Annotated in this window: 20 protein-coding genes and 1 pseudogene; 12 read left to right on the forward strand and 9 right to left on the reverse strand. The window is 50.0% G+C overall.

Features of this window, described 5'->3' with window-relative positions:
• Window positions 1–240: 240 nt before the first annotated feature.
• The 10 genes from OGX89_RS08155 (at window position 241) to iolB (ending at window position 13,537) form a co-directional block, all read left to right on the forward strand.
• A complete protein-coding gene (locus tag OGX89_RS08155) occupies window positions 241–1,746 on the forward strand; it encodes a CoA-acylating methylmalonate-semialdehyde dehydrogenase (RefSeq protein WP_003839780.1) in 1,506 nt (501 codons plus the stop codon).
• Between the two features lie 11 nt (window positions 1,747–1,757).
• On the forward strand, window positions 1,758–3,683 hold the full coding sequence (gene iolD, locus OGX89_RS08160; RefSeq protein WP_125112793.1) for a 3D-(3,5/4)-trihydroxycyclohexane-1,2-dione acylhydrolase (decyclizing): 1,926 nt from the start codon (window positions 1,758–1,760) through the stop codon (window positions 3,681–3,683).
• Between the two features lie 344 nt (window positions 3,684–4,027).
• On the forward strand, window positions 4,028–5,014 hold the full coding sequence (gene iolG, locus OGX89_RS08165; RefSeq protein WP_003826096.1) for an inositol 2-dehydrogenase: 987 nt from the start codon (window positions 4,028–4,030) through the stop codon (window positions 5,012–5,014).
• Window positions 5,015–5,052: 38 nt separating this feature from the next.
• Window positions 5,053–5,982: a sugar ABC transporter substrate-binding protein gene (locus tag OGX89_RS08170; RefSeq protein ID WP_003826099.1), complete on the forward strand. Its 930-nt coding sequence runs from the start codon at window positions 5,053–5,055 to the stop codon at window positions 5,980–5,982.
• Between the two features lie 176 nt (window positions 5,983–6,158).
• Window positions 6,159–7,736, forward strand: coding sequence for a sugar ABC transporter ATP-binding protein (locus OGX89_RS08175; protein WP_125112792.1), 1,578 nt, complete (start codon window positions 6,159–6,161; stop codon window positions 7,734–7,736).
• On the forward strand, window positions 7,717–8,745 hold the full coding sequence (locus OGX89_RS08180) for an ABC transporter permease (protein WP_125112791.1): 1,029 nt from the start codon (window positions 7,717–7,719) through the stop codon (window positions 8,743–8,745). Before OGX89_RS08175 ends, OGX89_RS08180 begins: the two co-directional genes overlap by 20 nt.
• 8 nt (window positions 8,746–8,753) lie before the next feature.
• Window positions 8,754–9,887, forward strand: a complete 1,134-nt coding sequence (locus OGX89_RS08185; protein WP_063941010.1) for a Gfo/Idh/MocA family protein — start codon at window positions 8,754–8,756, stop codon at window positions 9,885–9,887.
• A gap of 12 nt (window positions 9,888–9,899) precedes the next feature.
• Entirely contained in the window at window positions 9,900–11,804 is a 1,905-nt protein-coding gene (locus OGX89_RS08190; protein ID WP_125112790.1) for a bifunctional 5-dehydro-2-deoxygluconokinase/5-dehydro-2-deoxyphosphogluconate aldolase, read from the forward strand.
• Between the two features lie 14 nt (window positions 11,805–11,818).
• Complete coding sequence (gene iolE, locus OGX89_RS08195; protein WP_125112835.1) at window positions 11,819–12,709, forward strand: myo-inosose-2 dehydratase; 891 nt, start codon at window positions 11,819–11,821, stop codon at window positions 12,707–12,709.
• Between the two features lie 9 nt (window positions 12,710–12,718).
• Window positions 12,719–13,537, forward strand: coding sequence for a 5-deoxy-glucuronate isomerase (gene iolB, locus OGX89_RS08200; protein ID WP_048215741.1), 819 nt, complete (start codon window positions 12,719–12,721; stop codon window positions 13,535–13,537).
• A gap of 194 nt (window positions 13,538–13,731) precedes the next feature.
• Here iolB and OGX89_RS08205 read toward each other — a convergent pair whose 3' ends face one another.
• The 7 genes and pseudogenes from OGX89_RS08205 to OGX89_RS08235 form a co-directional block, all read right to left on the reverse strand.
• Complete coding sequence (locus OGX89_RS08205; RefSeq protein WP_125112789.1) at window positions 13,732–14,088, reverse strand: KPN_00521 family repetitive protein; 357 nt, start codon at window positions 14,086–14,088, stop codon at window positions 13,732–13,734.
• Between the two features lie 548 nt (window positions 14,089–14,636).
• On the reverse strand, window positions 14,637–15,518 hold the full coding sequence (locus tag OGX89_RS08210) for an AbaSI family restriction endonuclease (RefSeq protein WP_063941013.1): 882 nt from the start codon (window positions 15,516–15,518) through the stop codon (window positions 14,637–14,639).
• Between the two features lie 246 nt (window positions 15,519–15,764).
• A pseudogene (locus OGX89_RS08215) lies at window positions 15,765–15,923 on the reverse strand (integrase); the annotation flags it as partial.
• 684 nt (window positions 15,924–16,607) lie between these two features.
• Entirely contained in the window at window positions 16,608–18,332 is a 1,725-nt protein-coding gene (locus OGX89_RS08220) for a retron Ec67 family RNA-directed DNA polymerase/endonuclease (RefSeq protein ID WP_286560241.1), read from the reverse strand.
• Between the two features lie 250 nt (window positions 18,333–18,582).
• A complete protein-coding gene (locus OGX89_RS08225) occupies window positions 18,583–19,404 on the reverse strand; it encodes a DUF932 domain-containing protein (RefSeq protein ID WP_286560243.1) in 822 nt (273 codons plus the stop codon).
• Between the two features lie 674 nt (window positions 19,405–20,078).
• Window positions 20,079–20,918 carry a hypothetical protein gene (locus OGX89_RS08230; protein WP_143364164.1) on the reverse strand — a complete coding sequence of 280 codons (840 nt, stop codon included), beginning with the start codon at window positions 20,916–20,918 and terminating at the stop codon, window positions 20,079–20,081.
• Between the two features lie 85 nt (window positions 20,919–21,003).
• Window positions 21,004–21,417 carry a hypothetical protein gene (locus OGX89_RS08235; RefSeq protein WP_021530652.1) on the reverse strand — a complete coding sequence of 138 codons (414 nt, stop codon included), beginning with the start codon at window positions 21,415–21,417 and terminating at the stop codon, window positions 21,004–21,006.
• A gap of 600 nt (window positions 21,418–22,017) precedes the next feature.
• Here OGX89_RS08235 and OGX89_RS08240 point away from each other — a divergent pair.
• Window positions 22,018–22,641, forward strand: coding sequence for an inovirus Gp2 family protein (locus tag OGX89_RS08240; RefSeq protein WP_192082416.1), 624 nt, complete (start codon window positions 22,018–22,020; stop codon window positions 22,639–22,641).
• A gap of 352 nt (window positions 22,642–22,993) precedes the next feature.
• Here OGX89_RS08240 and OGX89_RS08245 read toward each other — a convergent pair whose 3' ends face one another.
• Both OGX89_RS08245 and OGX89_RS08250 read right to left on the reverse strand, forming a co-directional pair.
• A complete protein-coding gene (locus OGX89_RS08245) occupies window positions 22,994–24,523 on the reverse strand; it encodes a YfjI family protein (protein WP_192082415.1) in 1,530 nt (509 codons plus the stop codon).
• Window positions 24,524–24,670: 147 nt separating this feature from the next.
• Window positions 24,671–24,883: a helix-turn-helix transcriptional regulator gene (locus OGX89_RS08250; RefSeq protein WP_021530648.1), complete on the reverse strand. Its 213-nt coding sequence runs from the start codon at window positions 24,881–24,883 to the stop codon at window positions 24,671–24,673.
• 126 nt (window positions 24,884–25,009) lie between these two features.
• Between OGX89_RS08250 and OGX89_RS08255 the strand changes: the two genes are divergently transcribed.
• Entirely contained in the window at window positions 25,010–25,708 is a 699-nt protein-coding gene (locus OGX89_RS08255) for a hypothetical protein (protein ID WP_021530647.1), read from the forward strand.
• Window positions 25,709–25,776 lie beyond the last annotated feature (68 nt).

Consider the following 25,776-nt stretch of genomic DNA (forward strand, 5'->3'; position numbering starts at 1 on the left):
AATGTCACTCATTCATCTGGCTGTAAAAACGAAACAAAAGCTTCAGGCTTGCCGTTCGCTGAAACGTTCTGCCAGTGCACGCTAATCATGCGATTCCGCTTGTTAACATAAAAACCCATCCTTGATCACATTAATCATTATTTATTTTATTTCAACTTAAAATGGAATGTTTGTTTCATATATAGTACACAGATAACAGTGTTCAGGTAACAGTCACGTATCAACAGCGAGAGGTTAAGGATGGAGACAGTAGCGAATTTTATCCACGGCGAATGTGTCACCGGTTCAGGCCAGCGCGTTCAGGCAATCTTCAACCCGGCCACCGGCGAGCAGATCCGCCAGGTGGTGATGAGTACGACACAGGAAACCGAGCAGGCTATTGCGGCAGCGCACGACGCATTCCCCGGTTGGGCGCGTCATTCTCCGTTAAAACGTGCGCGAGTGATGTTCCGCTTTAAGGCGCTGTTGGAAGAAAACATGGAGAGGCTGGCTCGCATCATCAGCGAAGAGCATGGCAAGGTATTCTCTGACGCAGTTGGTGAACTGACCCGCGGCCTGGAAGTGGTGGAGTTTGCCTGCGGCATCCCACATCTGCAAAAGGGCGAACACTCAGCCAACGTAGGTACCGGCGTTGATAGCCATTCGCTGATGCAACCGCTCGGGGTTTGCGTCGGGATCACGCCGTTTAACTTTCCGGCAATGGTACCGATGTGGATGTTCCCCATCGCGCTGGCAACCGGGAATACCTTCGTGCTGAAACCCTCAGAAAAAGACCCTTCTCTCGCCCTGGCTCTGGCCAAACTGCTGCAAGAAGCCGGATTGCCGGACGGCGTGTTCAACGTTGTGCAGGGGGACAAAGAGTCCGTTGACGTGCTGTTAACTGACCCGCGTGTGCAGGCCGTGAGCTTTGTCGGCTCTACGCCGATTGCGGAATACATTTATCAGACGGCATCGGCCCACGGTAAGCGTTGCCAGGCGTTAGGTGGCGCTAAAAATCACTGCATTTTAATGCCGGATGCCGACATGGATATGGCGACCAACGCCATTATGGGGGCTGCTTACGGCGCGGCGGGTGAACGCTGCATGGCACTTTCGGTCGTGCTGGCGGTAGGGGACAAAACGGCAGATGAGCTGTGCTCGCGACTGGAAAAACAGATTGCGGCGCTGCGTGTCGGGCCGGGGCTTGATCAGACACCGGAAAACGAAATGGGACCGCTTATCTCCTCGGTACACCGTAATAAAGTGCTCGGTTATATCGACAGTGGGGAATCGCAGGGGGCCAGCCTGCGCGTGGATGGTCGGCGTTTTAGCGTTAAAGGCCATGAGCAGGGGTATTTTGTCGGGCCGACCCTGTTTGATAACGTCACGCCGGAGATGACCATTTATAAAGAAGAGATTTTTGGGCCGGTGCTTTCTGTGGTGCGCGTAGCAGATTACAGCAGCGCGGTGGAACTGATTAACCGTCATGAATATGGTAATGGCACGGCAATTTTCACGCGTGACGGCGGCTGTGCGCGTCGCTTCTGCGAAGAAGTGCAGGCGGGCATGGTGGGCGTAAACGTGCCTATTCCGGTGCCGATGGCGTTCCACAGTTTTGGCGGCTGGAAGCGGTCCATTTTTGGTGCGCTTAACGTTCATGGCAACGATGGCGTGCGCTTCTACACCCGGATGAAAACCGTCACCGCACGCTGGCCGGAGATGCTGCAGGACACAGGGGCCGCGTTCTCCATGCCAACGCTGGGCTGACAGGAGGGTTTATGCAAATCGAACGTATGACCATGGCTCAGGCGCTGGTCAAATTCCTTAATCAACAATATATCTGTGTCGATGGCGTGGAAACGCCCTTTGTCGAGGGTGTCGCCACCATCTTTGGTCACGGTAACGTGCTTGGCATTGGCCAGGCGCTGGAGCAGGCACCCGGTCATTTGCAGGTGATGCAGGGATGTAATGAGCAGGGAATTGCGCACATGGCGACCGGATTCGCCAAACAGCATCGGCGCCAGCGTATTTTTGCCGTGACGTCATCGGTTGGGCCGGGAGCGGCAAACATGGTGACCGCCGCAGCAACCGCGACGGCGAACCGTATTCCGCTGTTGCTGTTGCCTGGCGATGTCTATGCCAGTCGTCAGCCGGACCCGGTATTGCAGCAAATTGAGCAATACCATGACCTTGGCATCAGTACCAACGACTGCTTCCGCCCGGTCTCGCGATACTGGGACCGGATTAACCGCCCGGAGCAGTTAATGAGCGCGATGCTAAACGCGATGCGAACGCTTACTGACCCCGCAGATACTGGTGCCGTAACTATTTGCCTGCCACAGGATGTGCAGGGAGAAGCCTGGGTCTATCCGCAGAGCTTCTTTGCGCGCCGCGTTCATTTGATCGAACGTCGACCGCCCGACCCGCAGCGTCTGGCGATGGCGCGGGCGCTGATTGCCCGCAAACGCCGTCCGCTGGTGGTATGCGGCGGCGGGGTACGATATTCCGGCGCGCATGAGGCGTTTCGTACGTTTGTTGAAACGCTGCAACTGCCGTTTGCCGAAACTCAGGCCGGAAAGGGAGCGCTGGTTAGTGACCACCCACTTAACCTCGGAGGCATTGGGGTAACTGGAGGGATGGCAGCGAATCAGCTCGCACCGCAAGCCGATCTGGTGATCGGCATCGGTACGCGCCTCACCGACTTTACCACCGGTTCGAAAGCGCTGTTTTCTCATCCGGAGGTTGAGTTCCTGCTGCTGAACGTGGCGGAGTTTGACGCACTGAAGCTTGATGCCACTGCGCTTATCGCCGACGCCCGTACCGGGCTTACGGCATTAACTGAAACACTGAAAGACTACCGCAGCGATTGGGGGAAGGAGGTCGCGCAGGCGCAAGAGGCCTGGCGCGATGAGTGCCAACGTTTATGGGAGCGCGACTGGCGTCCCGATGACGAACCCGAAGTGGCTGGGCATCTTGACGCTCAGTTGGCGGAATATGGCGACACGCTAAACACCAGGTTGACCCAGACGAAGGTGCTGGGGCTTATCAATCAGCACATTGAAGATAACGCTATCGTCGTAGGGGCCGCCGGATCGCTACCTGGCGATTTACAGCGTATCTGGCAGGTCAAAACCCCGGACAGCTATCACCTGGAATACGGTTACTCCTGTATGGGCTATGAGATTGCGGCTGCTATTGGAGCCAGGCTGGCGAAGCCGCAGCAGCCGGTATATGCCATGGTGGGGGATGGCTCGTACATGATGCTGCATTCCGAGCTACAAACCGCCGTCCAGGAGGGGATAAAAGTCACTATCCTGCTGTTTGATAACGCCAGCTTCGGGTGTATTAACAACCTGCAGATGGGGCATGGGATGGGGAGTTTCGGTACGGAAAACCGTCACCGTAACCCGCAAACCGGACGGTTGGATGGGCCGCTGGTGAAGGTCGATTTTGCCAAAAACGCGGAAAGCTACGGCTGTCGGGCATGGCGTGTACATGACGAGCAAAGCCTGCTGACGGCGCTGGAAGCCTCCCGTGCGCATTCGGGGCCTGTGCTGCTGGATATCAAAGTCCTGCCGAAAACCATGACCCACGACTATGCCGCCTGGTGGCGCACTGGCGATGCGCAGGTGGCGGAATCTCCGTCGGTGCGAAAAGCGGCTGAGCAGACGTTTGAGCAGGTGAAAAACGCACGTCAGTACTAAAAGCGATTAATGCCGGATGGCGCCGCGCTTATCCGGCCTACAGCGGATTCTATCCCCCAGGCCGGATAAGGCGTTAGCGCCGTCATCCGGCAACCTGCGACAACGAAATTTTCATTTCATTTTTCCTTTTTCTTCATCCATCGCCTCCTTCCTGAACGGAAGGGGGCCAATTCCTGCATCTTCCCTGTTGTTATGTTGTGATATTGATAACAGATTTTATCTCGATCATCTCAAAAGTGTTAACTTGCACTCAAAAACATAATTTTCACTATTTATAAAAATGAAATAAATGTTTTATTTAAAGGGTCGTTAGTTCATCGCATTCACCAACACCGGGAGCCGTTATGTTTAACATTGCTTTACTGGGCGCTGGCCGAATTGGCCAGGTACATGCAGCTAACATTGCCAGTCACAGTGCTACTACCCTCTGGTCCGTCGTCGACCCGAATCAGGAATTTGCCACCCGTCTTGCCACACAGTACCAGGCTCGTTTGCAAAGCCTGGATGAGGCGATGACGGACCCTAACGTTCACGCCGTGCTGATTGCCTCCGCGACCGATACCCATGCGGATCTGATTGAAATGGCCGCCCGCCACGGTAAAGCCATCTTCTGTGAAAAGCCGGTCCACCTGGATCTGGCCCGTGTACGCGACTGCCTGAAAGTGGTCAAAGAGTACGACGTACCGTTGTTTATCGGTTTCAACCGCCGCTTCGATCCACAGTTTCGCCGTGTGAAAACTGACGCACTGGCCGGGCGTATCGGAAAGCCGGAATCGCTGCTGATCATCTCCCGCGACCCGTCGCCGCCGCCTGCGGAATACGTGCGTGTGTCCGGCGGTATGTTCCGCGATATGACTATCCACGATTTTGATATGGCGCGCTTTATCATGGGCGAAGAGCCGGTTTCGGTGTATGCCCAGGGCAGCAATCTGGTGGATCCGGCGATTGGCGAAGCGGGCGATATCGATACCGCGTTCATCGTACTGAAATATGCCTCCGGCGCGATGGCGACCATCGTCAACAGCCGCCGTTCTTCTTACGGATACGATCAGCGCCTTGAGCTGCACGGCTCTGAAGGATTGCTGTGCGCGGGCAACATTCTCGAAAATCAGGTGCAGCACTACGCGAAGACCGGCTGCACCAGCGCGTTACCTGAACATTTCTTCTTGCAGCGTTATAAATCGGCCTATGCCGCGGAATGGGAACACTTTGTTGCGGTACTGCGCGGCGAAGCGGTCCCTGATTGCAGCGGGGACGATGGCGAGCGTGCGCTGTATCTGGCGGATAAAGCGCTGGAGTCACTGCATAGCCAACGTGAAGTTCTCCTCTGATTGTCACCACAACCTACCCTACACAGAGAGACATAATAATGAAAAAACTGATCTTAGCTGTCCTCATCGCCATGACATCCGGGGCAGCCATTGCTGAAAATGAGCAAATTGTTTTCAGTACGCCAAACCTGGCGATGCCATTTGAAGTTCACATGCAGCGCACGGCGGTGAAAGCCGCAAAAGAGATGGGCGTGAATTTACAGGTCCTGGACGGGCAGGGTAGCTCGCCAAAACAGGTCGCTGACCTGGAAAATGCCATAACTCGTGGCGCACAGGGCTTTATTGTTTCACCAAACGATGTCAACGCGGTGTCCAGCGCGGTAGATGAAATTCAGGATGCGAAACTGCCCGTTGTTACCCTTGACCGCTCCGTTGACAGCCAGAAAAAAGTGCCGCACTTCGGCGCGAACAACTACAAAGGCGGCCAGGCGATTGGCGACTTTGTCAAAACCAAATTCCCTGACGGGGCAGACATTATTCTGCTGACCGGCCAGCCAGGCTCCTCCTCCAACATTGAACGTACTAAAGGCATTCGCGACAGCCTGAAGGCGGGTGGTGAAAAGTACAAGATCGTTGCCGATCAGACCGGTAACTGGATGCGTTCTGAAGGGATGCGCATTGTCGAAAGCGTTCTGCCTTCGTTGCCGAAGCGTCCGCAGGTGATCCTCTCTGCTAACGACGATATGGCGCTGGGCGCGATTGAAGCGTTACAGGGACAAGGACTGAAACCGGGTGAAGTTCTGGTCACGGGCTTCGATGCTGTGCCGGAAGCACTGGCGCGTGTGCGCGACGGCTGGCTGGCAGTGACGGCGGATCAGCGTCCTGGCTTTGCGGTGAAAACGGCCATGAGCCAGTTGGTGAATAACGTCCGTGAGAAGACTGCGATCACCGGGGCTGACTACCCGCCAACGCTTATCACCAAAGAGAATTTGCAGCAGGCCGAGCGTATTAACGAAGCCGGTAACTGATTTATACACGTCATCCTTCAAGCTGCCTCTGTGTTGGCTGCATCTGCTCACCCCAGTCACTTACTTGAGTAAGCTCCTGGGGATTCTCAGACTTGCCGCCTTGATGCAACTTGAATGATTTTGTGTATATCTGGAGCCGCCGTTACGGCGGCTCACTCTAAAGGAGGAGCAGACCGATGTCGCAACCCTTACTGAAAGTGACCGACCTGGCGAAAAGCTTTTCCGGCGTTTGGGCGCTGAGCAGCGCACAGCTGACCGTTGGTGCAGGCGAAATTCATGCGCTGTTAGGTGAGAACGGTGCCGGAAAATCGACCCTGCTGAAAGCGCTGGCGGGCGCACAGCCGCAAACACGCGGGGATATTTGGTTCAACGGCGAAACATTGCCGGTAGAAGACTCTCCGGTTGAGCGGCAGAACAAGGGCATTATCACGATTTATCAGGAATTTAATCTGCTGCCCAATATGACCGTCGCCGAGAATATGTTTCTCGGACGCGAACCGCGTAAACGCAATCTGATTGTTGACGAAAAGGCGGTAAATCAGGAGGCGCAGGTGATTCTGGATTACCTGCAACTGAACGTTGCGCCAACCACGGCCGTGGCCCGGCTGAGCGTGGCGCAGCAGCAAATGGTGGAAATTGCGCGGGCGCTGACGCTGAACGCAAAGCTGATCATTATGGATGAACCTTCCGCCGCGCTGAGCGACAGCGAAGTAGAAAGCCTACATCGTGTGGTGCGGGAACTTAAAGGGCGCGGCGTGAGCATTATCTACGTCACCCATCGCCTGCATGAAGTTTTTCAACTCTGCGACCAGTTCACCGTTTTCCAGGATGGACGATTCACCGGGAATGGCGCGGTTGCACAGACCACCGTAGAACAGCTGATCCGCCTGATGGTGGGGCGCGATGTGGCCTTTAATCGCCGTCCGGCCAGCGAAACTCACCATGAAGATAAACCTGTGCGTCTGGCGGTGAAGGGGCTTAGCCGCGAAAAACCGCCGCTGGATCCGCATGGTATCGCGCTGCACGATATTAGCTTCCACGTGCATGCTGGCGAAGTGTTAGGCATTGCCGGACTGGTGGGTGCCGGGCGCACCGAAGTGGCCCGCTGCCTGTTTGGCGCCGACGGTTTTACTTCCGGCAGCTTTGAACTTGATGGCGTGCCATATCAGCCGCGCGACCCGCTGTTTGCGCTGGATCAGGGGCTGGCGCTGGTACCGGAAGATCGTAAAAAAGAGGGCGCGGTGCTTGGGCTGTCGATCCGCGACAACCTGTCGCTCTCCAGCCTCTCGTCACTGCTGCACTGGCGCTGGTTCGTGAATACCCGTAAAGAGGATGCCCTGATCGAGTCATACCGCCAGGCGCTGCAGATCAAAATGGTCAACAGCGCGCAGGAGGTGCGCAAGCTCTCCGGCGGGAATCAGCAAAAAGTGATCCTCGCGCGCTGCATGGCGCTTAATCCTCGAGTGTTGATCGTGGATGAACCAACGCGCGGCATCGATGTTGGCACCAAATCAGAAGTCCATCAGGTGCTGTTTGATATGGCGAAAAAGGGCGTGGCGGTGATCGTGATCTCCTCCGATCTACCGGAAGTTATGGCGGTTTCCGATCGGATCATCACGTTGAGTGAAGGCCGGGTGACTGGCGAGATCCACGGCGATGACGCCAACGAAGAGCGGCTAATGACGATGATGGCCATCAACCACAACGCCCTGATGCGGCATAACGGAGTGATTCATGACGCAGATTATTTCTAAAACGCAGGTTCCTGCCAAACGCGGCGGACGTCTTGATCCCATTGCCTTTTTTGAGCGCTTTGGGGTATTGATTTTCATGATCCTGCTGCTGATTTTCTTTCAGTTGCAGAACAGCAATTTTCTTTCTGAACGCAATATTTTCAACATCCTGACCGAAGTCTCCATCTACGGAATCATGGCGGTGGGGATGACGTTTGTCATTCTGACTGCCGGGATCGATCTGTCGGTGGGGTCCATCCTGGCGGTCTGCGCCATGACCGCCGCGTATGTGATTAAGGGCGACAACTTCACCACTGTCGACCCGAACGCCTGGGGGGGCATGAGCTGGCTGATTGGCCTTGGTATCTGTATGGCGATGGGCACCGCGATTGGTTTTCTGCATGGCCTCGGCGTGACCCGCCTGCGTCTGCCGCCGTTTATTGTCACCCTCGGCGGGATGACCATCTGGCGGGGCCTGACGCTGGTGATTAACGACGGTGCACCGATTGCCGGTTTCGACGCGGGATACCGCTGGTGGGGACGCGGTGAACTGCTCGGTATCTCCATTCCAATCTGGATATTCGCGCTGGTGGTGGTAGGCGGTTATCTGGCGCTGCATAAAACCCGCTGGGGGCGCTTTGTGTACGCCATCGGCGGCAACCCGGAGGCGGCGCGTCTGGCAGGGGTCAACGTGAAGCGCGTGCTGGTGAGCGTCTACGTACTGATTGGCTGTCTGGCGGGGCTGGCGGGCTTCATCCTCAGTGCTCGTCTGGGAAGCGCAGAAGCGGTCGCCGGGATCTCGTTTGAGCTGCGCGTCATCGCTTCGGTGGTCATTGGCGGCACCTCGCTGATGGGCGGCTACGGGCGTATTGGCGGCACCATTATCGGCTCGATCATCATGGGCATCCTGATTAACGGTCTGGTGCTGATGAATGTCTCGGCTTACTACCAACAAATTATTACCGGCTTAATTATCGTTCTGGCGGTGGCGTTCGATACCTACGCCAAGAGCCGTCGCGGCGCATTGTGAGGATCATGATGAAAGAAGTTCGTATTGGATTGATTGGCACCGGGTATATCGGCAAGGCGCATGCCATTGCCTATGCTCAGGCCCCGACGGTATTCAACCTGCGCGGCAAACTGGTGCGCGAAATGGTGGCGGAAGTCACGCCGGAGCTGGCCGCCGAGCGGGCGCAGGCGTTTGGCTTCAACCGCTCAACCGGAGACTGGCGTGCGCTGGTGGCTGACCCGGCCATTGATGTCGTGGATATCTGTTCTCCTAATCATCTGCACAAAGAGATGGCGCTGGAAGCGATTCGCCATGGCAAGCATGTGTACTCAGAAAAGCCGTTGGCGCTGAACGCCCACGACGCGCGTGAAATGGTTGAAGCAGCACAGCGGGCAGGAGTGAAAACGCTGGTGGGGTTCAACTATATGAAGAACCCAACGGCGCAGCTGGCGAAAGAGGTCATTGCGTGCGGAGAAATTGGTGAGGTGATCCATTTCTACGGCACCCACAACGAAGACTACATGGCCGATCCGCTTGCGCCGATCCACTGGCATTGTTTTAAAGAGACCGCCGGACTTGGTGCGCTTGGCGATCTGGCGGCGCATATCGTCAATATGGCGCAGTACCTGGTTGGGGATATTCAGCAGGTCTGCGGCGACCTGAAGATCGTGGTGCCACAGCGTCCGGCGAAAGTCGGTTCCTCGCAAATGGTGACGGTAGAGAACGAAGATCAGGCCCACGCGATGGTGCGCTTTGCAGGCGGTGCGCAAGGGGTGATTGAAACCTCCCGCGTTGCCTGTGGCCGCAAGATGGGGTTGTCGTATGTGATTACCGGGACCAAAGGAACTATCAGTTTTACCCAGGAGCGCATGGCTGAGCTGAAGCTCTATCTGCATGACGATCCGGTCAACCGTCAGGGGTTTCGCACTTTACTGGTTGGCCCGGCGCACCCGGACTACGGCGCGTTTTGCATGGGAGCCGGGCATGGTATCGGCTTTAACGACCAGAAAACTGTGGAAGTACGCGACCTGGTGGACGGCATTGCCGCCGATGCACCGATGTGGCCGGACTTTGAAGAAGGCTGGAAGGTGTCGCGCGTGCTTGACGCTATCGCACTCTCGCACCAGGAAGGCCGCTGGCTGAACGTGAACGACATTGTCTGAAGAGGTATCAACGTGGAAAAGCAGTTTGATGTGATATGCATGGGCCGCGTGGCGGTTGACCTCTACAGTCAGCAAATTGGCGCGCGCCTGGAAGATGTGTCGAGCTTTGCCAAATACCTTGGTGGTTCGTCCGGCAACGTGGCTTACGGTACGGCACGCCAGGGACTGCGTTCCTCAATGCTGGCGCGGGTTGGCGACGAACATATGGGGCGTTTCCTGCGTGAAGAATTAAACCAGGTAGGCTGCGATACCAGCCATCTGATCACTGATAAAGACCGCCTGACAGCGCTGGTGCTACTCGGCATTAAAGACCGGGACACCTTCCCACTGATTTTTTACCGTGATAACTGCGCGGATATGGCGATTACCGCCAGCGATGTTGATGAACAGTACATCGCTTCTGCTCGTTGTCTTGCCATCACCGGGACGCATCTTTCTCATCCACAAACCCGCGAGGCGGTGTTGACGGCGCTCGCTTACGCCCGGTGTCACGGCGTGCGTACGGCGCTGGATATCGACTATCGCCCGGTGCTGTGGGGACTTACTTCCTTAGGCGACGGCGAAACACGCTTTATCGCCGCCGATCAGGTCACCCGCCAGTTGCAGGAGGTGCTGCATCTTTTTGATGTAATTGTCGGCACCGAGGAGGAATTTCATATCGCGGGCGGCAGTACCGATACGCTGCAGGCGTTGGCGCAGGTTCGCGGCGTGAGTAACGCGACGCTGGTCTGCAAGCGTGGTGCACTCGGCAGCTCGGTGTATACCGACGCGATCCCACCCCGGCTGGACGATGGCCTGACGGTCACCGGCGTACGCGTAGAGGTGCTGAACGTGCTGGGGGCGGGGGATGCGTTTATGTCCGGTCTGCTGCGCGGCTATCTCAACGATGAGGGATGGGAGCAGGCGTGCCGCTATGCCAACGCCTGCGGTGCGCTGGTGGTGTCGCGTCACGGCTGTGCGCCGGCAATGCCGAGCAAAATTGAACTTGATGATTATCTTTCTCGCGCCGCAGAGGTTCCTCGTCCGGATCTCGATCCGCATCTCAACCATTTGCATCGCGTGACGACTCGCCGCCGCACATGGCCGGAGCTATGCGTAATGGCCTTCGATCACCGTAGCCAACTGGAAGAGATGGCGTTGCAGTGCGGCGCGTCTTTGAAGCGTATTCCGGCATTGAAACAGCTTATTTTGCAGGCCAGCCGTGAAGCGGCGAACAGCGCCGGGCTGGAAGGTAAAGCCGGACTGCTGTGCGATGGCACGTTTGGTCAGGATGCGCTGAATGCGATAACCGGAGAGGGCTGGTGGATTGGTCGCCCTATCGAACTGCCGGGGTCGCGCCCGCTGGAGATGGAACACGGCAATATCGGTTCGCAGCTCATTAGTTGGCCGCAGGAACATGTGGTGAAGTGTCTGGTTTTTTTCCATCCGGAAGATGCCCACGCGTTGCGCCTGGAACAAGAACAGAAAATCGCTGAGGTGTACCGCGCCTGTTGCCAGTCCGGTCATGAGCTGCTGCTGGAGGTGATTTTACCGGCCAGTATGCCGCGCAGTGATGAACTGTATTTGCGCGCCATTTCCCGTTTCTACAACTTAGGGATCTACCCCGACTGGTGGAAACTCCCACCGCTGACATCTGCTGGCTGGACGGCGTTGAGTGACATTATCGAACGGCGCGATCCGCACTGCCGTGGCGTGGTGATTCTGGGCCTGGACGCACCGGCAGAGCAACTGCGTGCTGATTTTAAAGCGGCTGCGGGTCATGGGGTGGTGAAAGGATTTGCCGTGGGACGCACGCTGTTCGGCGACGCTTCCCGCGCGTGGTTGAAACACGATATTGACGATGCGCAACTGGTGGCGCGCATTAAAGATAACTACCTGCAGCTTATCGCCTGGTGGCGCGAGCGCGGACAAGCATAATTCAGGAGAAGATGATGACGGTACAATTAGGTATTAATCCACTGACATGGACGAATGACGATCTTCCTTCACTGGGCGCTGAGACGTCGCTTGATACGTGTCTGAGCGAGGGCAAAGAGGCTGGATTTGCTGGTTTCGAACTGGGTAATAAATTCCCGCGCGAGGCGCGACTGCTCGGCCCCATTTTGCAGCGCCACGACCTGCAACTGGTTTCCGGCTGGTACTCCGGACGTCTGCTGGAACGCAGCGTGGAGGAGGAGATTGCCGCCGTGCAGTCACATCTGACGTTACTGCGCGAACTGGGAGCGAAGGTGCTGGTCTTTGCCGAAGTCAGTGGCTGCATTCACGGCGAGCAGCAGACGCCGGTACATCTGCGTCCGCGCTTCCCGCAAGAGCGCTGGCAAGAGTACGGTGAAAAGCTCACCGAGTTTGCGCGTTACACCCAGCAGCAGGGGGTACAGATTGCCTATCACCACCACATGGGAACGGTGATTGAATCTGCTGAAGATGTGGATAATCTGATGACGAATACCGGTGATGAAGTTGGCTTGTTGCTCGATACCGGGCATTTGACCTTTGCGGGTGCCGATCCGTTGGCTGTGGCGCAGCGCTGGGCATCACGTATCAACCATGTTCACTGCAAAGACGTGCGTGCCGACGTGCTGGCGGATGTCAAAAACCGCAAAACCAGCTTCCTCGATGCGGTGCTGAGCGGCGTCTTTACCGTGCCGGGAGATGGCTGCGTTGATTATCCGCCAATCATGGCATTGCTGAAGGCGAACCAGTATCAGGGGTGGCTGGTGGTGGAGGCGGAGCAGGATCCAGCCATCGCGCATCCGCTGACGTATGCGCGTCTGGGCTATAACAACCTTAGCCGTCTGGCGCGGGATGCCGGGTTTATCTGAGGAGGTGATATGTCACGTTTATTATCACGCTGGCAGCAGCCGGACGCGCAAGGGTGTACGCAGTCAGTGACGCCGGAAAGCGCCGGTTGGGGATATGTTGGCTTTAGAGCGTATGAACTGGAGGAAGGGCAGCAGCTTACGCTGCCCGCCGTCAGCGAAGAACGTTGTCTGGTATTGGTTGCCGGACGCGCGACCGTCACTACGCCGGGCGCAACTTTTACGGATATTGGTGAGCGGATGAGCCCGTTCGAACGGATCAAACCGTGGGCGGTTTATGTCACTGCTGGTGAAACCATACAGGTTCAGGCGGTGACCAGACTGGAGCTGGCAGTCTGCGCTGCGCCGGGGAAAGGCACGCACCCAACGCGGCTGATCGCACCTAAGGATATTGACGGGGAAGCGCGTGGCAAAGGTCACAACCAGCGTTATGTGCATAACATCTTACCGGAAGATAAACCCGCAGATAGCCTGCTGGTGGTGGAGGTGTGGACCAACGAAGGTTGTACCAGTTCTTACCCAAGCCATAAACATGACACCGATAATCCCCCGCAGGAAACCTATCTGGAGGAGACTTACTACCATCGCCTCAACCCGCCGCAGGGATTCTGTATGCAACGGGTCTACACCGACGACCGGTCGCTTGACGAGTGTATGGCAGTCTATAACCGCGACGTGGTGATGGTGCCGAAAGGGTATCACCCGGTGGCAACCCTGGCGGGATATGACAGTTACTACCTTAACGTGATGGCCGGCCCGGTTCGCAAATGGATGTTTACCTGGGAAGATGAACATGCGTGGATTAACAGGGATTATCCGGTTGATAAGTAAGGATGAAAGCGTTTGGCGAGAGTGAAACAGGATTTGCTGTCGCCACTCGTGGAGTTAGGGGCTGTGCGTTACAGTGGCGCTGATCTGGTTTAACTTTAGAAACAGATTGCGATGAGGCCCGATGCTTGATTGCGGCTTATTCCTAATAATAAAAAACCGCTTTCGCGGTTTTTTATTATTCAATGTTTGGAAGATTATTCGCTGACTTTTTTCTCAACGGAGGCAGCACCTTCTTTAGTCTTATTCCAGCCTTTCTCGGTACCTTCTTTTGTTGCATTCCAACCTTTTTTAGTACCTTCTTTGGTTGTATTCCAGGCTTTTTGTGAACCTTCACTCACCTTGCTGCTCAGGTCATCTTGTTTACCTTCAGCAGCATGTTTGGCTTTTAATTTTTGCTCTTCGCCCTGATTCTGCGCCTGATGCAGTTTTTCTTTTGCAGTATTGGCGTTTTCGTGTGCGGCGGCTACATCATTATCGGTTGCGTGTGTTGTTGCGGCAATAACCGGAGAAGCCAGCAGAATTGCAGATAATGCGATAATTGTCTTTTTCATAATATCCTCGCTTAGCGTTATAAGTTATTAGCGTGGTTAAGCATGGCATACAAACGAAGCGCTGGCTTTAGGAAAAAACTGTAAATGCTGATAACGGTATTTATCTATTTTGTGCAATTGCGAGTAATTAATACGGTTTTTTTGTTGGGGGAACCCACATTTAATGCTGGGTTAAATAAAGAGTAATAATCATTATTCAGCATGGGAGCGACATCATAATGCTGCCTGATATTTATTTGGGGATGTTTTTTTATTAGAAATGAGGTTGAATTTTAATCACGTTTTACGTGTGAAACTATACGTGTACCCATTTCTCAGTGTTTGACCGGTACTACGGGTAATACAGAGACCAAAAAGCCCTCAACTTGCGCTGAGGGCTTTTCTCCGGTGTTTGGTGGCTGGCGGAGTCTGAGTAAAGTACACAATACTTTAAATTTTAAGGATTTTTTTTCGTATTCAACTTTCAGTCGAGTACCTAAATGTGTACCAATTTCCTCACTGTGGCTGCGTTGTATCTCGTATAAACAGGGAACTAAATATGCGGTTAATCATGGGGCAGCATCATTAGGAGGATATACATTGACCGATGTACTTACACGATGAAACTCTAGTATATTGCCAGTATGGTGACCAGGGATAGCTTCAAACACCCCAAGAAATCGGTACAGTGTCCTGTTCAACTCATCACGAGAATGTGCCATAACAATTCGTTTATCCCAACGTTCTGTGTATCCCTCATCATCTTTTATATTCCGCTCTATGATTTTGTTACCATCGTCAGTCAATTCATTTCCCCAATCTGAATTTCCATATAGTTTTGGAAACCAAACCATGCACTTTCCTGATAGACCCATTGCTTCACTTATGTGAGAAGGAATGCTCCAACCGCCAGACTGATGATGCCCTTTGTTGTAACCGAAACAGTTCAAAGCATCCCGGTGGTATCTGAAGACGGCATCCGGGCCTACAGATATCCTTCCTGCCTTAAGATGAGGATGAGCTGTATATTTATTATCAAAATCCCATTCTTTGAATTTTTTATCTTTAATCATTCTATTTTTACGATTGCGTATCAATTCAATAAATTCATTGATGTAACGATCGAAAATTTCAAGGCTTATTTTGCTTGCGGGAATTCTTTTCTCTAAAAATCCTGTGGCTTCAGTAATATCCATACGACGTTTTGCATCATCTATTTGTGATTGCTCACTGTTGTGATGCCCTTCATCAATTTCTAGATAAAGTTCCAGTTGTGGGAAAAATAAATCTGCCAAATAGATTTTTCCATTTTCTTTTCTGATACATTGCTGGCAGATGAATTCAATATCGGGATCATTTAAAAGATGATAAATGCGAGTTACTGCATAATGTTCCCATCGTTTTTTTGAGGTTTTCGTAAGTGAACGCAGGATGTAATCAGTTTTATCCATTTATATGTCTTCCTTCTTCCTTCTTAGTTCTTCATATAATGTGACTTTTCTTATGAAGATAGTATTACCTATCGCCATAAGATGCGTAAATATTTTTTTAATCTAACTGTTCACCTTGTGGCAATGGTCAGAAAGGAAAAGACCGGCTGTTGCCGGTCGAGGTGCGGATTCGTTGCAATTCGGTAGCCAGTCGACGTAGCTTTCCTCTTTCAGCGGCAGATTAGTTTGTATCCCCTGCTATCGTTCTTTTTTGGCGGTCGGTCGTTGATAATGAAAGCGCCAGAGCATTTTTCCTGTCGTCTTACGATGAGGAATAAACCCTCGCTGTTATGAAGAGTAAGCTCTCTTGCCCGCTTTAGCTTGTAGAACTTCGGTGTTGGTCAGGGGGCACATTGTCCATGCCATTGTGGCCGCTGCTCCAGGAATTGGTATGCGCTTTTAGGTATACATCCTTCCGTATACCTAAAAGCGCATACCAATAATCACCGGATTTAGCCGGATATCCTGGGACAACGACAGACACAAAAAAGCCCGCAGGGCTTGCGCCGTGCGGGCTCTTAGGACTTCAACGGATGACTCTGGTAATCACCGATGGAGAATTTTGGTGGGCTGGCGGAGTCTGAATTGGTGTTGTAATTGTTTGAAATATTTAATCTAATCTCTGATTCAACTTTCCTTGGGTGCCTATATAGGTGCCTAAAAGTTTTTCACTCCTTTAGAGGGGTAATAAATGAAGGATGGGTAAGGGGGCTTACACAATTTACGTGCTCATCAGCCTGGTAGCTCGTCTGGCTCTGAGAATATCGGTCGTGGTCAGAAATGGTGTGTCGTTAAGCGCCAGGCCGTGATGATGTTTTGCAGACAAGTGAACATCTGTTGCGGGACTCGAGCCGCGGACTGGCATGGACATCTCTAACAAGTATCGCCTCACCTCAATCTAGTCGCTGCTTTAGTGATTGGATTGAGTTGTAGAAGTTGTCGCCCGCTGGTATCGCCAGCGGGGATCCTAAACTGTACGTACTCAAAGTTACAATTTATTCAAACAGAAAGTATTGATTATTATAATCAACAATTTAAACATGGTTCCAATTAAGGCTTCCTTGAAGCATTGTGATCAATTATTTCGGTGATTGATTCAAAAATGTAGTTAAAGTTCGAAAAGTTAATTGCTTTACGCTGCTTTAACACCACGCCAGTAGCAAAAAACTCTTTGCCATATTCATTATCTTTGCATTTTGCATTCGTTCGATTAAATACTTTTCCCCCCAGCTTGGTTTGTAACACCGAACTGTGGAAAAGATCCTCCATCGAACTATCATTTAATCCATTGAGAGGGGTAAAGATTAAATATAAATTCTTTGTAACCCAAGTCCATTTTTGGTTTCTTAATTCATCTTTCGACAAAGTAATGTTAGGGAATGCTTTCCCTATTAAAGTTTGGAAGATCCCATTAGATCCACCACTGCCTGAGTCATTATCTAAAACAATAATGACAGGTTTTTGTTCGGCGATTGCTTTAAACGCATTTGTCTTTTTTTCATAGCCAACAATGAAGTCTTTAAGGTGTGATGCTCCACCATCTAAGTTTAAAAAATACTTGCTTTTAGTGGTGTTTTTGAAGAATTTAACTCCATAGTCTCGTACGATTTTATTACCTATTTTTTTATTGCCAATCAGGTTAGGGTAATTTGCTGATAAAGAATCCAGAGCTACTCGCAAGTACGTAATGTCCGTCTTTCCCTCAGTCAAGATAGTTGGCTTTGGGTTTGCCCAAAAAGCAGAATAGTAAAGGAAATCAGAATATACATTTTCTCGTTTGTTAAGCGAGGTTTTAGTGGCATGAGGAAGTCTATTATTGTGTTTGTCGACATAATCAATAAAGCTGAGCATCCCACCTAACTCATTAATATTACCTGCTCTTTGTTCGCGTGTTTTTTCGTCTGTTAATGTGTATCCCCCTTTAGTAAACAGACTGTGTGCCATTGCGCGAACTTTTTTTGCATATTTATTATCGACATTTACAAACCTATTAACTGTCAACCCCGTAACTTCTTGACGGCATTTCCTGTCAAAAAGTCTTAATTTATTAAGGTTTATTTGAAAACCTGAAGAAATTATTTCCTTAAGAAATTTTTTATTTAAATCTATGGAGTTCTCGTTGTGGGATTTAATAATTTTGCGAGGAAACTCTTTTTTATTGGTAGATATTGTTATATCGTCGGCATATCGTGTATATGTACAACCTGCACGATTGCACAAGTTACTTAGCCGCCTATCTAAAGAAAGTAGAATTAAATTGGTTATGACGGGAGAGCAGGGACTTCCCTGTGGTAACTTATCTTGATGACAGGCGATTTTAGCTATTAAAGTGGAAAGCTCTGTGTTGAGAGAAAATTTTTTATTTTTTAGAAAGTAACCTCGAACTCTTCCAAAATTGAATTCATCAAAGAAGTTGCTCAAGTCAATATTTAAAACCCATTTCTTTGACTTATGTTTTTCTGCATTTGTAATAATACTACGATTGCGTTCAAATCCATGGGAGAAATTATTCTCTTCTTTTGAGTTTTCTCGAATGTTATTTAAGCAATCTTGAAGTAAGTCGGAAAGTTTACTTTGAATTTCTTTGAGTTCAGGGTCTGGGGCTGATATGTGCCTATCACTACCATTCTTTTTTTTAATAGTGAATTGTGAATAAAGATTATCTGTATTTCTTATGTATATGACGCGCGTCATAAATACGGGATCAATTCCTAAAAGCCGTGCTAAATCGGGTTTGGAATTACATGATTTTAATTTATCTAGGCGGGTAGTCATCACTGCTCCTTGAATAGCGGTGTGCAGGCACTCTTACGCACTTTTACAATATTATCAGCAAATACTGCTATGAGAATCATAGCAGCGAGAGCTTGAGCCCTTGAAATCAAGAATTGCGAAACACAATTCAAAATTCTGCCTGCACACCAGCCTTGAATATTCCACACATTCCTTATGATTTCAACAGGATTCTCCGCTAAATGAATGCCTTAACAATTGTTCACGCGTTCCTAATCGGCAATACGCTGCATTACTTCATGCTATCCAGCAGACTTTCTGCCATTACCCACAGGGCACGATTGAGCTTAACATCGCCGTCGATACCTTTAACGGCTCGGGTATGGGCACGCTTGCCTTTGGTCGTTCGCCCCGACAGACCACCTTTAACCAGGTTTTCCTGAATACGCTGGTAAGTGGTCCACAGGTCATTACTCTCATCCTGCAAGCGGCGCGGGGAAAGGATTTGCGATTCCGTCACCGGCTGATGCTCTTCACCAAAGCGATAGGTTAATGCCGCTTTTGCCATCGCCTGCTGAGCGGGCGGCGGTAACAGAAGTGACTGCATTGCATCGCGCTTCTCCTCCACCCGGTCAAACACGCCGAGTACTTCGTAAGCCCCCTCAATTACCTTCTCAACAACATTCCCTTTATGCGGTACCCGCACGTCTCCGAATGACTGACCGCAGACCAGGCCGTTGGTACAGACGCCACGAAACAGGCCCGGCAGCATCTGGTAGCTTGATGAGCCGTCATGACTGTTAAGTAAAATGATTTCCGGTACCTGATGCCCGGTCAGTTGTCCGGCACGACGCAAGCGCAGCATGTGTTTGGTGTGCTCCCGCTTGCTCAGGTCACGAACCTTCGTCTGGCAGGCAAAGAACGGCTCAAAGCCTTCACGCTGCAGGCTTTCGAGGATGGTGATGGTCGGGATGTAGGTATAACGATCTGAGCGTGATTCATGTTTATCACTCCCGAACACGCTGGGAACATGGTTCATCAGCTCTTCATGGGTAAGCGCTCGGTCACGCCGTATCTGGTTAATGCGGCCGAAGCGGCTGGCTAAACGGGTCATAACAGGTTCCTTAAATAGACAGAAAAAGCCACTCCGGAGAGTGGCCTGGTCGGAAAATTAAATGTTCAGGGTGAAGCAGGTGGCTATGTCTCATTGTCTTGAGACGGCAGTGAAGTGGAGGACGGGTAATCCCAGACTTGACGTAAACGTACAAGGATAACAGGCAGGTTCTGCCTTAAAAAACGGATGTACTGTTCATGGGTAAACCTTCGTCGGATGAATAAGGGAAAATGCCGGTATGCTTTACTGCACACAGAAAAAGCAAATGCGTCATCCCTGAGTCTTGCCTCTGCCAGCACCGCCAGCTCATGGATAACAATGCGCCTGACAAACCGTTGGTATGTTTTGTCCGGGATTTTTATCAGGGGAAGAGTGTCTTCTGGTCCCGTATCAGGTGCACATTTGGCTTTGCCAGGCAGCGAACCCTTCAGACCAGAGTGGCGAGTTTTTTTATCAGTGTTACCAGGCACAGTGTGGTCAGGCTGGCCCCTATCGTCTGACACACGACAGACTTGCTTCGTAGAAGTGTTATTCCGGCGACGCAGAAGACTACAGGCCAGGTAAGACTGGGTGATGTGGTCAGGGGCATTTTTTCATCTTGAAGGTGATTAGCTTTCATGGGGATTCCATAATGACCGGTATAGCAGAATGCCTATACCGGGTCAGGTGAGTGATTAAGGGAGATCGGCAGTCGCTATTTCTTCAGAGGTATTAGTGGTACCGCTGTAAACGCTCACGTATTCATTAACCGGATAAATAACTACAGCGTTCTTTTTCGGATTAAATGTGCACCCGTTGACACCTGCAATCGCAGCAGTTTTCCCTGTGCTGATATTTTTAACGGTGAGTCTGCTGTCAGAACAGTTGTTGCTTTGGGAAAAGTGAACTGCATATCCATCCTGTTCAGCGACAATATCGTCAACTGGTACATTATTCTGAGTTTTATTGGGCACCGTTTCAGAACGGTGAGCGCCGTTGTATGGCACATACTGTGCGGAGTCGTTGCGCAGAGTGGGTGGATCATTTTTCAGGCTCAGATAGACCGGGCAGTCAGATGTGCCCACCTCACAGCTTTTGTCGAATATTGCGCGCGACGGCCAACCCTGGGTGCCAATGTAAGCTGCACCGGTTTCATCCAGGCAGTAGGTTTCCTCCCATGAATAATTTTTATTAGTACCCGGCATGTTACGGGAAGTGATAAGGCAGGTCAGGGCCTTGACGGGTTTACTGTCGTAGCGGATAAAGTTCCCTTCAAGTGGTGATGCGGCATAGAGCAAAGGCGAAATATTCGCTGCAGCGGCCATTCTTTGCGCCTCAAGGGTGAAGCCTGCTTTATTGTTGAGCTTGACGCTCACTGCGGCATCGTTCATATCGCGCAGCATTTCGCCTCCTTTCTCTGTCAGAAAGAACGTGTAACGTCCGGGGTGTATATTTCCGGGGATAACAACAGCAGAGCTCAAAGCGGGAAATAGCAGAGCTGAAATGACGGTAAGTCGTGAAATTAGTGCCTTCATTTTTACATCCTGAATCGTCTGTAGTGAGGTTGTCGCAATTATCGATAACCCAGTGAATCTTTATGAACAGGGCATCTCATGAGCCTTAATGGCTGATACAGTCCTGCCAGCTCAGGTCAGTCAATGCTTCGTGCAGCCCCGTAGTTTTAAAGGTTCCCGGAAGAGGTTTATCTTTCACCGTGATCTCTATCGGCTCCTGACCATCGGAATTTTTGAGCGCAATAAAGGCCGTTTCGCCTGGAATGTATGAGGTTGCGTTAATGCTTATACCGGTGGCTGAGACCCGATAGTCCTTTGCTGGAACGCTGTAAGAGAAGGTCATATGCTTGTCTGAGCAGGTCAGCGTCAGGCGCTCTCCGGTGGCATTGTCGGTGCTAATTTCAAACTCCATGGCATTGATGTAGCCATACCAGTCACCCCACTGTTGTTCGGGAGTAACGGCTTGTGCAGCAGTCGCTGTCAGCGATGAGCAGAGAAAAAGAACTGTGCGAATGTTCAATTAAATCTTTCCTTTACTGTGTGATTTATATGGTGAAAAGCCACTTCCCGGCATGCAGGAAGCAGCCTGATCGTATGCATTCGTGGTCTGTTGGGATAATCGTTAATACAGATCGGTTATCAGAAATTGATCGTTATTATCTATTGTAAAAACGATCGATTATTCATTAATTGATAGTTGCTGGCTATCATTGTGTCAGCATCGATCGGCATGACAGATCAATAAGCCATAGAAAGGGAATCTGAGTCTTTTTCCATTCGCTTAAGTGATTTAGGTATGAAAATATCTGCAATATAAATTTAACTAAATGTGGAATAAAACATCCGTAATAATGAGAACTTTTATCTTCTCTCGAATATCTAACTTCAGAGTGATTATTGAATATATTATGTAAGTTAATTGTCTGAAGTTAATGTTTCTTTCTTCTATAGCAAAAATGTTTATCGGTTAATATTGCATGTCTGATTGGTATTAAAATAATAAAGATGGGTTAATACTGTTATAGCAATAGCATTGACTATTGTTCAGAATGTAAATTTAAATGTATTAATTAACTCTCTATGCAAATTGTATTGAGATGAATAACACAAGGACTGAAGTATGAGCAACGATATGGGTTATAATCAGCATTACATTAATCGTATTCATGAAACGCTGCAAAGTTCATTACGTGAATACCCAAGGACGTTTATCCTGAATATTATTCTTAGGTTTCCTGATGCCAATTACGAAAGCTATAAGGCAGACCATACAGTCATAACACGCTTTATTGAATCCTTAAAATCACAGATTAAATTCACGCAGAAGAGAAAGGAAAAACAGGGAAAGCGGGTACATCCCTGCAACCTTCGCTATGTATGGGCAAGGGAGTTCGGTGAAGAAAAAGGGAAGAAACATTATCATGTGGCATTGATGCTAAATAACGATGCCTGGTGTAGTGCTGGTACCTATTATCCGGTGCAGGGACATTACGTTCACTGTCTGGGATTGATGATTATGGAAGCATGGGTCAGAACATTGAACCTTCACGTTCAGCAGGATTATGAAAAGAAATATTATCCCCTGATAGAGTTTGTCCTTGAAGGTGATTTTAATTTGAATACCAAGGGGGAACATTTCGCCTGGCATTACGATACTATTATGAGAAGACTGTCATATCTTGCTAAGCGATTTAGCAAAGATAATTCTGATGGACAGCGGAATTTTGGTTGCAGCCAGTCCTGAATTATTGAGAGGCCCAATCAAAACCACAATCAGAAACGATTGTAGCAGCGTTGTAGCGGCACAGGCGCTAACACGAGGCAACATTTCTGAGCTGTAGTGCTACATCGCCAGAGTGTAGTGAAGTGAATCCGTCTGTTCAGGGTTGAACGATTTGTGAGCAAAAGAGCATGTTTCATTTGCGGGTGCTTTCCAGAATGCCGCTACAGTTCGCTACAGTAGCGGTTGTAGCAGAGAAGCAATGTATCACTGTGTATTTTTCAGATGGATAAGGCTCGCGATCTCCTCCGGACCACGAGCCTGTGTATTGTTGTGTTATCCAAAATAGTGCTCAGGTATGAGGTAGCTATTCTGGCTAAGCAGGGTTCTGAGGCGAAGGCGGCTGTTTATCATCAAATGGCCTGTAGTGACCATTGTTCATTCGCCAGGTAATATAAACCGCCGGGTTTTCAGGTGATTTAACCATGTATGCGAAAGTACCTGTAGTCATGATGGCATTCAGCAACGGTTCCAGTTTTTCGCTGCGGCGAAATTTGTTCGGACCATATTTAATGACATCGTTCTTTTTGAACGGAAAGCCGTTAGTGGACCTGAATTTATGATGGATCCACTGGGTTAGTATTTGCACGTCCTGCTGGAATTTATACTCATCCGTGAATTGATAAAACCAGGCTGCGGTATGATTGAGATACCAGTTCACTATCGCTGATGCTCGCGAAATAACATCAGTAGTAATAATATCATCCTCCTGGTTGGTTAAGTAATTCAGCAGCGCAGCGATACGCAACACATTCGTACTGGCTTTCAGTACCATGGGTTTGATATATGACCAGGCACTACCTGGGAGTGTGTATCTCAGCCAGTTCTCACGCATCGTCTCCCAGTGGACTTCTGCTTCAGGTGAAAGCTTGAGAACCTTTTTCTTACCTTCACCAGAATTAATTTGTTTTAGCTGCTGCCCGAGTAATTTTCCAATCAGGTCGTGAAAGCAGGTTAAAGCATTTTCATCACGGTAAGCGGTATCCGGACGATAATGGTGGCTCATCACACAGGAACTCAGCATGGTGTTCGGGGTGATATTTGAAAAGAGGAAGCGGGATAAAAAACCGCTCTCTAATGCTTTATCACCATCCTTTTTCATGTAATCGAAAAAAAGCGAAGGCTGTAACATTAAGGACACCGTCAGCGTCGGTTTAAAGCTCTGGGTGGCACGCTGATGACGATTATGCTCATACATATCGCCATCCCAGGCTTTATTGAAGAACGCCAGATTATCTTTAAGACGAGCGTCAAAGAAGTTGCTGGCTTCATCAGAAATCAGACCTGCGCACGGATACTCATTCAGGCCAGCGATGAGCGCGGCAAGCGAGGTGTCATTGTAGACCAGCGTGGGTAGCACAGGTCTGACGGGTTCAACCGATGCGTGAGATTTCAGGGCTGCCTGGGCCTCGTCTGTACACTGGTCTTTTTTAACTGCATCGCGCAGCTTACTTTCCAGCGCCTTTAAACTGGTTTTCCATACGACATAATCTTCGCGCCAAACAGCCTGGTTAACCCGATGTGATTCGGCCAACTCAGCCCTGAAAGCATCAAAGGGCTTCATTACCTGTTTGCTGACGGACGATTTGCCCGTCCCTGAATCAGCGAGCGTCAGGATGTTGAGTGAACAATGCTCCTCTATGTCCGTGTAAGGATTGAGTACATTGATATGCGAATGGCAGGCCAATGATACTGCCGCTAAAACAGCGTTCACGGCCAGTACAGTCGGTACTTTTCCACCATCCTGAAGGTAGTTGATGGTGTTTTGCATTATCAATGGCAATGCATCAACGGGGAAGGGACTGGCAGAATTAACCATTGGAAGTGCAGGGGGTAAATATGACATTTCAATTTCCTTTTTTTCAATCCAAATAGCGTAGGGATGACATCACCGATGCGGCTTACCCTGCCGGGTAAGGGCATGCGGTGAATGTTTTTTAATATGGTATTTCAGGATGCTCCTTCGACAGTCGCCTGCAGAGGAGAGAGAAGATCAGAGCAGTGCGTGTTTGCGCTGCAAAACCCAATCGTCAAGTTCGGATTCGAGCCAGCCAACGGATTGTTTACCTAGAGGGTAGGGTTTCGGGAATGCTGGGTCATGACGTGGCGATTTGGCATTGAGCCAGTCATAGATGGTCGATCTGGCGATCCCGAGCTTGCTGACAACTGCGGGTAAACGTAGTACTTTCACTGTTGATATGGTCATTTTGCTTTGCCTCTGTTTGGGTTGTTTTGAACAGGACAGAGACTAACGGTAGAAAGAAATGTTTGGGAGACGTGAGGTTAAGTATAAAAAAACATTAGCTCACGTATTGACATTCTGGAGGCGATTTTGAAAGGAAATGATGTTAGTGCCCTTTTTAACGAGTTGAAAGACGCTTATGAAATCAAGCTTGATGAATTAAAAAATGAGAGGGAAATATCGACAAAAAAATATCAAGAGGATGTTCAAAGATTTTGCGCAGAGAGAGAAAATGAATATGGTGGGATTGAATATTTTCTGGCAGAAAGTACACAGTTGCTAAAAAGTGAGGCTGCATCTATCTGGGTTGATGCAGTTTTGCAGGGAAAGTTTGATAAGTATCTGTACATATCGTTATGTTATTACCATCTGGCCTGTCTCGTGTCAGGCATAGGGCGGATTACCGATGGCAGTAAGTATATTCAAGATGCCATGTATTTTTATGGGAAATGGCAGGGAAGCCGAGAAAATAAGGAGTGGGCTAAAGATAAGGAAAAAAAAGAAGAGGAAAGGTGTGAAAATGCTAAAAAATCCAAAGAAGAAAAATATCTCCCTATAAAATTTGAAATCATTCGACTTTTATATTCCCAAAAGTCTTTGGGGAAATATGCCTCCGAATCTAAAGCAATTGAGGGAATTGAGGTTGAATTAGTAGAGTTTCTTGAAAATGAACCTAAAGAAATCTCTTCTAATTTAGACTCTAGCAATCTGAAGAGAACAATAAAAGGCTGGCTGAAGAAAGATATTTATTTAGCGTTTGCGTTTAGTGAAGTTGTTCACAATAAATAAATTTATTTTCCTTGTTTTTCATGCCGTTATAGAAGGTTGACTTAACATGGTGATTAATGTTACATGAA

The sequence above is a fragment of the Citrobacter sp. Cpo103 genome (assembly GCF_030332605.1).
GTDB lineage: Bacteria > Pseudomonadota > Gammaproteobacteria > Enterobacterales > Enterobacteriaceae > Citrobacter > Citrobacter portucalensis.